Origin of the sequence: Gracilimonas sp. (assembly GCF_031581265.1) — a bacterium.
GTDB lineage: Bacteria > Bacteroidota > Rhodothermia > Balneolales > Balneolaceae > Gracilimonas.
Window position 1 is genome coordinate 1 of the sequence record NZ_JAVLBQ010000008.1, and the last position, 13,229, is coordinate 13,229.

Annotated in this window: 12 protein-coding genes; 4 read left to right on the forward strand and 8 right to left on the reverse strand. The window is 40.4% G+C overall.

Translation table 11 applies throughout. The annotated features are described in order from the left end of the window. Window positions 1-302 (forward strand): choice-of-anchor B family protein (locus tag RI561_RS04625; RefSeq protein WP_395079056.1); only part of this gene is annotated, 302 nt, incomplete at its 5' end. Between the two features lie 214 nt (window positions 303-516). Then, entirely contained in the window at window positions 517-1,743 is a 1,227-nt protein-coding gene (locus RI561_RS04630) for an aminotransferase class I/II-fold pyridoxal phosphate-dependent enzyme (RefSeq protein WP_395079057.1), read from the forward strand. 60 nt (window positions 1,744-1,803) lie between these two features. Here the strand turns inward: RI561_RS04630 and RI561_RS04635 are convergent, their stop codons facing one another. Next, complete coding sequence (locus tag RI561_RS04635; RefSeq protein WP_395079058.1) at window positions 1,804-2,589, reverse strand: biotin--[acetyl-CoA-carboxylase] ligase; 786 nt, start codon at window positions 2,587-2,589, stop codon at window positions 1,804-1,806. A gap of 53 nt (window positions 2,590-2,642) precedes the next feature. Then, complete coding sequence (locus RI561_RS04640) at window positions 2,643-2,942, reverse strand: isoamylase early set domain-containing protein (RefSeq protein ID WP_395079059.1); 300 nt, start codon at window positions 2,940-2,942, stop codon at window positions 2,643-2,645. A gap of 457 nt (window positions 2,943-3,399) precedes the next feature. On the opposite strand from RI561_RS04640, the gene secA reads away from it, so the two are divergent. Both secA and ppgK read left to right on the forward strand, forming a co-directional pair. After that, the gene (secA, locus tag RI561_RS04645; RefSeq protein WP_395079060.1) at window positions 3,400-6,792 is read left to right on the forward strand and encodes a preprotein translocase subunit SecA; all 3,393 of its coding nucleotides are present in this window, start codon (window positions 3,400-3,402) and stop codon (window positions 6,790-6,792) included. A 96-nt stretch (window positions 6,793-6,888) separates the two neighbouring features. Then, window positions 6,889-7,650: a polyphosphate--glucose phosphotransferase gene (gene ppgK, locus RI561_RS04650; RefSeq protein ID WP_395079061.1), complete on the forward strand. Its 762-nt coding sequence runs from the start codon at window positions 6,889-6,891 to the stop codon at window positions 7,648-7,650. A gap of 9 nt (window positions 7,651-7,659) precedes the next feature. On the opposite strand, the gene RI561_RS04655 is transcribed toward ppgK, so the two are convergent. The 6 genes from RI561_RS04655 to RI561_RS04680 form a co-directional block, all read right to left on the reverse strand. Then, complete coding sequence (locus RI561_RS04655; RefSeq protein ID WP_395079062.1) at window positions 7,660-8,037, reverse strand: VOC family protein; 378 nt, start codon at window positions 8,035-8,037, stop codon at window positions 7,660-7,662. A gap of 105 nt (window positions 8,038-8,142) precedes the next feature. Next, window positions 8,143-8,592 carry a MarR family winged helix-turn-helix transcriptional regulator gene (locus tag RI561_RS04660; RefSeq protein ID WP_395079063.1) on the reverse strand — a complete coding sequence of 150 codons (450 nt, stop codon included), beginning with the start codon at window positions 8,590-8,592 and terminating at the stop codon, window positions 8,143-8,145. Window positions 8,593-8,814: 222 nt separating this feature from the next. Continuing rightward, a complete protein-coding gene (locus RI561_RS04665; RefSeq protein WP_395079064.1) occupies window positions 8,815-9,246 on the reverse strand; it encodes a hypothetical protein in 432 nt (143 codons plus the stop codon). A gap of 418 nt (window positions 9,247-9,664) precedes the next feature. Further along, window positions 9,665-9,997 (reverse strand): TraR/DksA family transcriptional regulator, encoded by a 333-nt coding sequence (locus RI561_RS04670; RefSeq protein WP_395079065.1) that lies wholly within the window; start codon window positions 9,995-9,997, stop codon window positions 9,665-9,667. Window positions 9,998-10,057: 60 nt separating this feature from the next. Further along, window positions 10,058-11,527: a tetratricopeptide repeat protein gene (locus tag RI561_RS04675; protein ID WP_395079066.1), complete on the reverse strand. Its 1,470-nt coding sequence runs from the start codon at window positions 11,525-11,527 to the stop codon at window positions 10,058-10,060. A 186-nt stretch (window positions 11,528-11,713) separates the two neighbouring features. Next, window positions 11,714-13,117 (reverse strand): amidohydrolase family protein, encoded by a 1,404-nt coding sequence (locus RI561_RS04680; protein ID WP_395079067.1) that lies wholly within the window; start codon window positions 13,115-13,117, stop codon window positions 11,714-11,716. Window positions 13,118-13,229: the final 112 nt, after the last annotated feature.

The following is a 13,229-nucleotide window of genomic DNA, read 5'->3' on the forward strand; positions in this document are numbered from 1 at the left end:
ATCTCGAGAACCCAAAATTCATCGGCTACTACGAACATGCTTCAAATTCTATTGACCACAATCTATACATCCTTGGAAACTATGTTTTTGAGACCAACTATAATGCCGGTTTGCAAATTTTAGATCTTTCAGATATTGAAAATGCCAATCTTCAGCGTGTAGCTTATTTCGACACTCAACCCCAAAATGATGCTGCAGAATTTCAGGGTACGTGGAGCAACTATCCATACTTTGAAAGTGGATTAGTTATTCTTAGTGATATGAACTCAGGCCTTTTCATAGTAAAACCAAACTTAGATTAATTATATATTTTATGCTTTCTTAATATGCAGTGTTAAGACTCTGCTTAAACTAAGCCAATATACTTTATGCGTTTGGAGAGAGTTTTTCACTGCCTCCCCATAACATCCCTTCCTTTTGAGATAAAACGATATTTGCGTACATTAAGCACGTTTAAAAAGGGCATTAATTCTCTTTCTAATCTCAACTAATTAGCTATAATTACAGCACATCTTTATGGATTTATTTGACAAGCTTGAAAGCCGGCCAAGTCCTCTTGGTCCGTTTACTTCCGATGGTTACGGGTATTATACATTTCCAAAACTTGAAGGCCCATTAGGACCTGAAATGGAATTTAATGGCAAAGACATGGTCGTGTGGAGTATCAACGACTACCTCGGCGTTGGAAGTAACCCCGAAATTAAAAAAGTAGATATAGAAGCTACTGAAAAGTATAGCCTCAGTGCTCCTATGGGTGCCCGACTTATGACCGGTAACTCTACCGAACATGAAAAACTGGAAGAGGAATTAGCCGAATTCGTCCATAAAGATGAAGCCCAATTACTTAACTATGGATATCAGGGTATCATGAGTGCCATCCATGCTTTAGTAGATCGTAATGATATTCTTATTTATGATGAACTTAGTCACGCTTGCATCGTTGATGGAAAACAACTTGCGATGGCAGAAAAATTTGTGTTCAAACACAATGATATTGAAAGCTTCAAAAAGCAGCTATTTCGTGCCAAAAAGAAAATGAAAGAAAACACATCCATCCTCGTGGTTACAGAAGGTGTTTTTGGAATGACCGGCGATCTTGGAATTCTTGAAGAAATAATTGAACTCAAAAAAGAAGTTCCTTTCCGCTTGATGGTAGATGATGCCCACGGTATTGGAACCATGGGTGAAGATGGGTCCGGAACCGGAACTCATTTAGGGGTTCAGGATGGAATTGATATTTACTTCGGTACTTTTGCTAAATCTTTTGCACTTATAGGAGCCTTTATTGCTTCCGATTCGCGTGTTATTGAATTCCTGAAAGCAAATTCAAGGAGCCAGGTTTTTGCCAAATCATTGCCATTGCCTATGGTTGTCACAGCTCGCAAACGCCTGCAGATGATTAAGGATAATCCGCAGTGGAGAGAAACACTTTGGAACAACACGCTTAAACTTCGGGAAGGATTACGTGAAATCGGTTATACGGTACTTCCATCTGAGAGTCCTGTAACCCCGGTTCTTACAAAAGGCAGCACGGATCTTTGTCAGGATATTATGCGCAAGCTTCGTGAAGAGCACGGTGTATTTGTAAGTGGAGTAGCATATCCGGTAGTACCAAGAGGCACCGTATTAATCCGCCTCATCCCAACTGCAGCCCACACAGATGCTCACATCGAGAAAACATTAAATGCCTTTGAAGCCATAAAAGATTATGTATTTGAGGCTGCTGAAAAATTGAGTGCTTAATTTTATAGCAACTCTAATAATTTATTTAAGCTCGTTTGGTAAATACTGAACGAGCTTTTTTTATAGATGTTCAATAACCCGAACTTGTTCATAGGAATATTTCCGGACATCCAGGTTTTCATCCATGGCTAACAATTCACCGGACTCATTCACCCCTAAAAACTTATACTTTTCTTTTAGAACTTCATCATTTACCTGAAGAGAACACCATTTTCCAACGCCCCTTATTGATTGATTAATTTCTCTAACCAGTTCCTGATTTTGTTGCACCCATTGCCGATATCGAAACTCAATTCGCTGTAATAATTTTGCAAGTAACTCTTCCCTCTCAGTCTCCTCACCAGATTCTATACTAACGGAGGTAGCATTGTGTTTTATTTCATCTGAAAACCGCAGCTGATTTATATTCAATCCAATTCCTGCCACAATTCGATCTAATTGGTTACCAATAAAAACGGTTTCCGTTAAGATGCCACAAATCTTTTTTTCCTTTACGAGCACATCATTAGGCCATTTTAGTATACCGTTGATGCCAGCCTCATTTTCAAGCACCTCTTTGATAGCCAAAGCACAGGTGAGCGTCAACAAATTTAACCGATTCGCTTTAGCTGGCTCAAATACCAGAGAAAAGGTGAGATTTTGTTCCGGCTCAACTACCCATTTTCGATTATGCTGTCCCCTCCCACCACTCTGAAAGTCCGTCAATACCAAAACCCCGTGCAAAGATGATTTTCTTTCCATTTTTTTTGCATGGGAATTTGTGGAAGGCAATTCCTCAAAAAAATAAAAGCTACGCCCTAACCAAGACGTAGCTAAATGCTTTTCAAAAAGCGATGTACTAAACAAAACAGCTGATTTAATTAATGCTCAATAGCTTCAACATTAATTTCAGCAAATAATTACTTACCTACAACTACCACCGAATTCTCCGTTCCAAAACTATTGGATACATATTTATCAGCGGCATCGTCATTTTCCCAACGCTTTCTATCCACGAAATATTTAAAATTATACTCGTTTTCGGGTTTCAGGCGAAGCGTTGTTGTCCAGCTGCCTTCCTTTTTTTCCAGCTTTTCTGATTCAACATCCCAATCGTTGAAATCTCCGGCTACGGCTACTTCCTTTTCTGCCCATTCTGCAGGCAGGCTTAAAGTAACTTTACATACCGTTCTTTTTGGAGTGAATTCTTTTGAAATCATAATGATCAAATTTTATTTCGATGAGTGAGTGAGATCAAAAGTATTTATTATTTTCGTTCAAAACAATTTATTAAATAACTAATTACAGTATATAATGCTTATTTATTAAATATTTTATTTAGAATTAATATTCACCTAATAATATAATAATTGGAAGCGTTTTTCGGGCTAACATTTCTCTATTTTATCCTACGGATATTAATAAATTAAAATCCATCCTTTTTTGAACTGTTAAAAAATAGAGCCATTTAGTCTATTTCGAAGTATATACGTCAACATTATACGATCTATGCCTTTATTACAGGCAGACAAGCTGTCTTTATTTATGTCAATTTTCTGTCATATTAATTTATGGCAGGATATTTGTAAACATTAACCTCCAAACAGTTGAACCGCCCTTTATATAAGGTTAACTTCAACCTTCACAAAAAATATTCTCAGAGCACGATAACCCATTATGGATATATTAGATAGCGTTGGTAAGGCCATTACCAAGATATTTGGTTCCAAAAGCGAAAAGGACATCAAAAAAATTCAGCCTATCATAGATGAGATCAAGAGCTATGAAGATGAAATGAAGCAACTCAGTGATGAGGAGCTAAAGGCCAAGACCCAAGAGTTTAAGAAAAAAATAAAAGACGCTACGTCAGAAACAGTTGCCGAAATTAAAGAGATCAAAGAGCAACTTGACGATATTGAGGGACTCTCTCCTGCCGAGCACCGTGAAATGGCCGAATACCTGGAAGAACTTGAACAGAAGGAACTCGACATTATTGAAGACGTGCTCAACGAAATCCTGCCTGAAGCTTTTGCCGTACTCAAAGATACCTGTCGTCGTTTTGTAGGCAAGACCTGGAAAGTTGGTGGTAATGAAACGACCTGGGAAATGATTCCCTACGACGTTCAGCTAATTGGAGCCGTTGTGCTGCATCAAGGTAAAGTAGCTGAAATGAAAACCGGGGAAGGTAAAACACTGGTTGCCATATTCCCCGCATACTTAAATGCCCTTGCCGGAAAAGGAGTTCACATTATTACCGTAAACGACTACCTGGCTAAACGTGACGCCGAATGGAACGAACCGATTTTCAACTTTCATGACATGCACGTTGACTGTATTGATCATTACAAGCCAAGTACTGAAGAGAGAAGAAAAGCATACAAAGCCGATATTACCTACGGTACAAATAATGAATTTGGCTTCGATTATCTTCGTGACAATATGGTGGTTGAACAAGAACAGCTCGTCCAGCGAGATCATCATTATACCATTATTGATGAGGTTGACTCTATTTTAATTGATGAGGCACGAACCCCGCTCATTATATCCGGTCCCGTTCCCCAGGATAATAAATCAGATAAGTATGTAGAAATGAAGCCCCGGGTAGAGTCTCTGGTGAATGCCCAGAAAAAATTAGTGGCAAATCTGGTAAAAGAAGGGAAACAACTGCTGGAAGAGGGCAATGAGGAAGATGCCGGATTGGCCCTGTTCCGTGCCGTTCGCGGATTCCCCAAAAACACACAGCTGCGCAAGCTTCTGCAAGATCCTAAAGTTCAGAAACTGATTCAAAGAACTGAATCATTCTACCTGCAAGATAATGCCAAGAATATGCCGGTGGTAGATGAATACCTCTATTATGCTGTAGATCCTAAAATGAATTCCATTGAAATGACCGAACAGGGACGGGAATTCATTACCAAAAAGGGGGAAGATGAAGAGTTTTTCGTAATTCCAGATTTGGGTGAGGAAACAGCCATTATTGAGAAAGAAATTGAAGAACTCGAGAAGCAAAAGATCGAGGAAATCAAAAATAATGACGATTTCAGTGAGGAGTACAAAGAGCGAAAAATTAAAGAAGCTAATCAGGAAATAAGCCAAGAGAGGGAGCGCAAGTTTAATGAGTTGCACCGTCTTTTTGCTGAGCGGGGCGATCGAATTCATACCGTTAATCAGCTGCTGAAGGCATATACCAATTTTGAGCGTGAAGAAGAGTACATTGTTCAGGATGGAAAAGTAAACATTGTGGATGAGCATACCGGACGTGTACTTTCCGGGCGCCGTTATTCTGATGGACTCCATCAGGCTATTGAAGCTAAAGAGGAAGTAAAAGTAGAAGCTTCAACGCAGACTTACGCTACCATCACTTTGCAAAATTACTTCCGTATGTACAACAAACTGGCCGGTATGACCGGTACCGCTGAGACGGAAGAGGGTGAATTCAACGAAATTTATGAACTCGATGTAGTGGTTATCCCAACCAATAAACCAATTGCCCGGGATGACAAAGAGGATCTCGTATTTAAAACCAAGCGCGAGAAATTCAATGCTGCAATCCAGAAAATTCAGGAATACCATGATAAAGGTCAGCCGGTATTAGTAGGTACCACCAGTGTAGATGTGTCTGAAACTATGAGCCGAATGCTGAAGCGCGCCGGCATACCACACAACGTATTGAATGCCAAGAAGCACGCCCGCGAAAGTGAAATTGTAAAACAAGCCGGTGAAATTGGAGCCGTAACGGTTGCAACCAACATGGCTGGTCGTGGTACCGATATTAAATTAGCTAAAGGCGTTAAAGAAAAAGGCGGATTGGCCATTCTTGGTACGGAGCGACACGAATCCCGCCGAATTGACTTACAGCTTCGTGGTCGTGCAGGTCGTCAGGGTGATCCCGGTGAATCCCAATTTTACGTATCACTTGAGGATGACTTAATGGCCATGTTCATGAGTGATCGAGTGGCTAATGTAATGGATAAACTGAGCTTTGAAGAAGGAGAAGTTATTACCCACTCATGGATTACCAAATCCCTTGAACGTGCCCAATCTAAAGTAGAGCAAAACAACTTCAGTATTCGAAAAAAACAGCTTGAATATGATGATGTGCTCAACAATCAGCGTAATGTAATTTACGCACGACGTAAACATGCTCTCTCCGGAGAACAACTGCGTACCGATATTCTCGATATGCTTGATGACCTTGTTGAGTCCTTGGTGGTAGATCATGTGGCCGCCGGAGATTATGAAGGCCTGCATAAAGAAATTCTTCGCTACCTCGCTGTTGATGTGGAATATGATCGTGAAGAATGGGCTAAAAAGGATGAAGATGAGCTGGTTGAGTTTATTATTAAGCGAGCACTTGAGGTATATCGCCAAAAAGAAGAGCGCATGGCCAAACCACTGTACCAGGTTATGCAGCGTATTAATGAAGCGAATCCCGATAACCGGCCAGATAAAGTACAGGTAATTTTTACGGATGGAATTCGACGAATGCGCATTGTTGTTGATGTAGAAGCGGCCTTAGAAAATGAAGGTAAAGAAGTCGCCCGTTCACTCGAAAAAAGTGCCATCCTTTCCATCATCGATCAAAAATGGATGGAGCATCTCCGAGAGCTTGATTCTGTTAAAGAAGGAATTGGCTTGCGGTCATTCGCACAGAAAGATCCATTACTTGAGTATAAGCGCGAAGCATTTGATATGTTTAAGATGTTGCTCGATGATATTAATAAAGAAGCTATATCGCTGATCTGGAAAGCCGTTCCTGAAGTGCAGGCAGAAGATTCCAAACTTCAGAAAGCTCAAAAACAAAAATCCAGGTTTGATACTTCGGCCATGGAAACACAACATGCCGATTCAACCGGGATGGGCCTACAAGCACCGGCTCCTCAGCAACAAGGTGGACAAAAACCACAAGGCGGTAATGCTAAACCACAACCGGTAGAAGTGGCTGACGAACCCGGGCGTAACGATTATGTAACCATTCAGAATATGAATACGGGCGAAAACAAAGAGATAAAATGGAAGTACGCCAAAAGAATGGTTGATGAAGAAGGCTGGATATTGGTTGAGAAATAATCAGTTGCGGTATTTTACCCCCATTTCCTTTTTTCTGTCTAATCCTAAATGTAGATTTTTTTCACTATGTTTAGCCCGAATTAATTAAATACGACCATGGAAGTTTTAGGGATCGACATAGGAAGTTATGGGATTAAAGGAGCTATCGTAGATACGGAGAAGGGAGAAATTGTATCCAAAAAGAAAACGACTGACAAAATTGAGGATACCCGTCCCCATAAGCTCATTTCAAAACTTCATAAAGTTGTAAAAAAGTTTGACTGGGAAGGCCCAATAGGGTGTGCTTTCCCTGCAGCAACCAGCAAAGGAGTAGTGCTTTCCACTACCCGCATTGACCAAGGCTGGGTTGATGCTGACGCTGATCATCTTTTCTCCGAAATTACAGGCTGTAATGTCAGTACCATCAATGATACCGATGCAACAGGATTGGCTGAAATGAAATTTGGGGTAGGTAAAGGTCAGCGCGGAACGATCATCGTGCTAACCGTTGGAACCGGAATTGGTTCATCGGTTTTTATAGACGGCATTTTGGTTCCAAACACTGAACTGGGACAAATAGAGATAAAGGGTATTAGTATTGAAGAGCGGGCATCAAATAAGGTTAGAAAAGAAGAAGGTATCCGAAAAAAAACCTGGGGAAAAAGACTTCAATTGGTATTAGAACAATACGAAAAGCTTTTCCATCCTGATCTGTTTATTTTGGGAGGACAACTCAGTAAAAAAGCAGATAAGACCTTTCCGTACATCAAAATTAAAACCAAGTTTAAAGCTGCAAGCCTTCTTAATAATGCCAGCATTGTGGGAGCTGCCTATTATGCGGCATCCGTACAAATTAAAAACAAAGAATTTTACCGTTAACCCCTTTCACTATTGATTAGAGTGTAGGGCAACCCTGTTTCCTTCGCTATCTGTAATAACGGCCATGTAGCCATTGTCTTCTGTAATTAAACGCTTCGGAATTTTAATTAACCCACCCGACTCTTCTACTCTGTCTAAAACTTCCTGCACATCCGGATTGGCATTCAGATAAAGCAACGGGCCTTCAGTATCACTTGGCCTATACCAGTCTTCATTTTCTATTAACGCCCCTCCAACAGTACCACTTTCAGCGGGAAATAAAACCATTTTTAAGCCATCCCCGATGTCTAATTCATGCATTTCAATGTTAAAAATATGCTCATAAAATGTTTTTGCCCGAGCGATATTTTTGACGGGAATTTCAAACCAATTAATTGCATTTATCATCAGCCATCCTCTATTTATTCAAAGAAGAAAATAGTACTTGGATGCAATTTAAAATGCAACCGATTTTTTAGTCCTGATTAATAAGGCAAAACCGTATAGAGGGTATCAAGCCCGGGCTTTTTCAAGAAGCATATTAAGCTGCTCAGCCTCTTCTTCACCAAGTAAAGTAAACTGCCGGTCAAGCTCATCCATTCGATCTTCAATTTGAGCTATCAATCGCAGCCCCTCATACTTTATAAAAACCTGAATAAGCCTTCCATCATCCGGATCTTTTCTTTTTCGCACGTATCCTTTATCTATGAGCCGATCTACGAGCCTTGATGTATCGGAACTCTTATCAACCATTTTTGCCAGTATTTGCTTAGTTGACATCGGCTCATTTTTAGCTTCTTTAAGGATCTTTAAAATAGATAACTGTTTCTGAGTAATATCAAATTCGCTCAGAAATTCTTTTATAGTAGTCCTCAGCCATACCTCCGTTTCGTAAATGTTATTTCGGAGTTCTTCCCAAACACTCACACTTTCGACTGCTTCCTGTATTTCAGAAATACTCATAATTCGCCTATTTTGTAGATGATTTAATTGTCCCAAATATAATGTCTAAACATTAATGTTCAAACAGAAAGATTCCAAACCCTTATAACCAACCCATCCAGGGTATTTAACCGCTGGATGGGTTTACCGGTTTCCCTATTTTCTTACTTTTTTATTCTACGCATTCAGGAAACTCTTCCAGCGGTTGCACACCCTGGAAGAGTTGAATTTAAGCATCCCCATTTACTCCAATCCGAATATATCCTGACCCGAAGCCTCAAATTCATCATGTGCTGCCAAAAAATTCTCCTTTCCCCCAAATAAATCGAGTGTCTTTTCCATATTCAAAAAATCATGAGACTCCTTTTTTCCGATATAACAGGGATAAGATGAGAAGGGATATTGCTTATAGGAAATTGAATACCCATGCTTATCCGGATTTTGATGAACATAAATTATCACCCGTCTAAAATATTCTTCGCTTTCAACAATCTTTCGTTTGAAGTTCTTTTGGAAGAGACTTCCAACCCTATCCTCTTGATGGTTTATTGCCTGTGCATATCCATTAAATAAATGAGAAAGCTGTTTTGATGGAGATAGCGGGAATTTAAAATCTAATTGTTGAGATATGATAATTTCCTGCTGTTGGGACTCAGGCCTGACACTTATAATCATATGAAAGTGATTATTTAAAAGGCAAAACGCATAGGTCTCAAATACCGGGTAACAGTAGTAAAAATATTTTTGAAGAAAGTAATCGTAGTTTTCTTCCTTGTAAAAAAGACTCTCCCTGTTGTTTCCCCTATTATAAATGTGATAATATCTATTTGATAATAGCGACACTGACATACAATAATCTACTTTTATTGTATTAGACCTGCAATATTGATGTTGTGAGAACGGAATTTTACTTCTACTTCTTTCCTAAAGCCAACCCATCCAGAGTATTTAACCGCTGGATGAGTTTACCAATTTTCCTATTTCCTCACTTTTTATTCTATACACATTCAGGAAACTCTTCCAGCGGTTGCAATCCCTGGAAGAGTTGGATTTAAGCATTGGGTTTAGCGTGAGCTATTAAGAAGTTTCCATTCTATCCCACACATATTACACAACGAGTAGTATGCGGCATATATTCAAGCCGACCAAAAGGGATCACATCCCCGCATTTTGTACAGATCCCAAACTTGTCAGACTCAGAGTTTTCGAGGGCTCGCTCCAGTTTTTTCAGCTCTTTCTTTTTTTCTCTCAGGGAAGATTCATTGATCGATTTATTATTGATGGCATCCATTCGTGATACACGACCTATGGAGGCATCCAAAGGAATGGGTTTTACAAGCTCAGTTAGTTCCTCAATATCTGCTTTTGTACTCTCAATCCTCGTATGTATGATTTCGATCAGCTTTTCTTTTTCTGATTGTGTCATCTTTTGATACTTTTAAACGTTAAACCAATGCCAACGTATTTTATCGATAAATGCGCTTAATTAATTCGAAGATATCATACCAAGGGCTTCTTCCATACCCAATAATGATCTTCTTCGATCCGGTGTGCGGGCCAATTGTTTTTCATATGCATCATGAGCTTCGTGGTATTGGCCTAAATCCAAAAGCACATCTCCGAGTAATTCGTGTGATGGCTTCACAATTGTAGGTGGTCCGAAATCTACCGGAAGTGCAGATTCTGCCGCTACTGCTTCCTCAAGCAGCGCTAATCCTTCTTCCTCATTTCCTTCCTCAATAAGCAACAAACTTTTAATTTGATTCATCTGGATATTACGTTCCTCGCTTTCGGGAATATCCATTATTGCATTAAGACTTTCACGGGCTTGCTCCGTTTCACCCTGCTGAACCGCAGAATAGGCCGAAGTAAATAAATAATTTAAATTGGTCGGATTACTTTCAAGTGACCATTCTTCTGATGCATCCCAATTTTCAGTATCTACGATATAATGCCCTCTCATAATTGAAAAATGCCATATTTCGCTCCCCGTTGGATTTCCTTCAACTCTTTCCATGCATGTGCTTAGTACTTCCTCGGCTTCATTATATTCTCCGGTTTGAAGGTAACCGTATTCCAGCCACCAGGTATAGTGCCCACATACAGTCGGCGGCTCCCCCAATTCCTGTTGTCGATTTTGTTGTACGTCACGGGCTACAATATTGGCATCGATGGTTTCTTCCCACATGCCCAAGGCCAAAAATATATGAGAAGTCATATGTTGAGCATGAGCAGCAGAGGGTGCAATTTCTGAATACGCTTTCCCCATAGGCAGTCCCAAGGGAGCATGCACGGGATCATCAAAGGAATGGATTAGATAATGTGCTGCACCGGGGTGGTCATCGTTTTCATTCCACACATCAAATAACTCAGCTGCTGCTTTCATGTACGTGCCGTAGTCGCGACCTTCGTGGGCACTTCCTAAAATTGACAAGCCATAAAACGCCGTAATTTCGTGATCATCCGGGTATTTCTCGTGAAGTTCAGCCATGAATTCTCTATATAAATCATCTCTTTCCTTCTTTTTTTTCCCTTCACTTTCAGCTGTATTTCCATATAGTATTTCGAGAGACATCAATAAATCTTTTTCCCGCTGTGTAGCAGCTTTAGCCTGTCGTTCTTCAACAGTGTCGCCTAAATTTGTCAGCACTTCCATAGCGGCGTCTCGATCTTGCTGAAACCAAATGGGATGATTATGTGATTTTGCCTCACCATAATGCGCCATCACAAAGTCCGGATCAATTTCCCTTGCCCGTTGAAAGGCACGAGCGGCGTCTTCATATTCGAAATTGTGAAGAAACTTCATTCCTTCAATGAAATCAGCTTGCGCTGCTTCATCACCGGAATTTGGGAAATCGATAGTTCCGAGTAGATTATCCTGAGCGAATACCTGACTGGAAAAAACTAATCCAATAGAGATAAATAGAGAGACGAAGGTAACAGAAAGTAATTTCATAAGACTGAAATTTATTGGTTTTTGGCTACTCTAATGATATACAAAATTGATGAGTAAAATTGAAGTGGAATAAGGATTGGAATTCATTGCACTGCCCCAAAATAAACCCTTCCAGGGTTTTGAGTATCCAGCTTGATTCAACCTTTATTGCCTTAACCCTGGAAGGGTTGGATTTAGCTTTCCAAACTATTCCCCAACTTCCATCATCTCCCCTTTTATCATGACGTGGGTAAGGCTTCGCATATTAGAAATATCTTCGGAGGGATTTTCGTCCATCATAATCAGGTTCCCAAATTTACCGCGTTCAAGCGTACCAAAATCATCTAAGCGGCGCATGGCCATGGCTCCATTTTTAGTCGCCATAACAATCAGATCTTCGGGAGTAATACCCACTTTCTGCATCATTTCCATTTCATCAAAAATCGATATTCCGTGAAGTGTACCCGGATTCCCTGCATCGGTTCCAACCACAATAGGAATTCCCGCTTCATATAAAGTCTTCAAATTTTGAAGCATTAAATCAGATGTCATATCGGTCTCAGGATCAAAATCCCGGAGCCTTTCCTTAAAACCATCAGTTATCCTTGGATGATCCTGAAACTGAGAGGAGGTAGTTATCAATTCTCTCGTTTTCTGATCCACACATCCATTAGGGTCGTCAATGGGAATAGGGGCAATATCAGCAGCGCCTCTATAGGCAACCATATATCCGGCTCCCACAATTAGCGTAGGATTGTAAATTGTCCCCTCCTCTTTCGCCAATTCAATAAATTCTTCATCAACTTCCTGATCCTCCACGCTGTGTACTAATAATTTGGCTCCATTTCTTATAGCCGCCTTAGCCTGCTCAAGGGTTGTGGCATGTGCAATCATCTGGTTTCCATGTTTTTCAATTTCCCGGGCAGCTGTCTCAACACGATTCATATATTCCTCGCTATCTGCACGCAGCATCCAAAACTTTATACCTGTGCTTCCCAAAGCAGACATATACTGAACCATTTCCACCCCGGTCTCTTCGGAATCGAGCTGAACTAAAACACGGTCTGATGGAAGGTCAAAAGGAGCGCCGGGAACGGGAGTAAGCAATGGTCCTGCCGCTGCAACATGGGGAGCTTTTGGGTTTTGCTCGGCTTCTTCCTGAAGCCCTACCGACCAACTCATTCCCCCTACATCGTAAACGCCAGTCACACCGGAACAAAGATACGTATCGTAATAGCGTTGTGGATTCTTCTCTTGATAAGCTGCGACTTGAGGAAACGGGTAGGTTTCATTTAAATCCATGGCATCGGGACGGCTATCAAAAAAGCCGGTTTGGAAAAAGTGCATATGTGCGTCTATCATACCCGGTGTGATAAATTTCCCGGAGGCATCAATTACTTCACTGCCCATTGGGATAGAACAGTCTCCTGCAGAACCTATACAATCAATTTTATCATTTCGGATAATGATTTCACTGTTTTCAATTGGAGCATCCCCGGTACCGTCATACACCGTAGCTCCTTTGATGACCGTATATTCAGTTTCGCCTTCATTTCCGGAACAGGAGAATAGAAGTGATGATAATCCCAGGATTAGAATCAAATATCGCATAACATTATTTTGGGTTGGATTGAGTTCAGAATAAAGCCATAATACCTATCATTTCAAACTCACTGATGTTTATTTAATCCTTGTTTTTTTAAGTTCATATTGAATTCACATA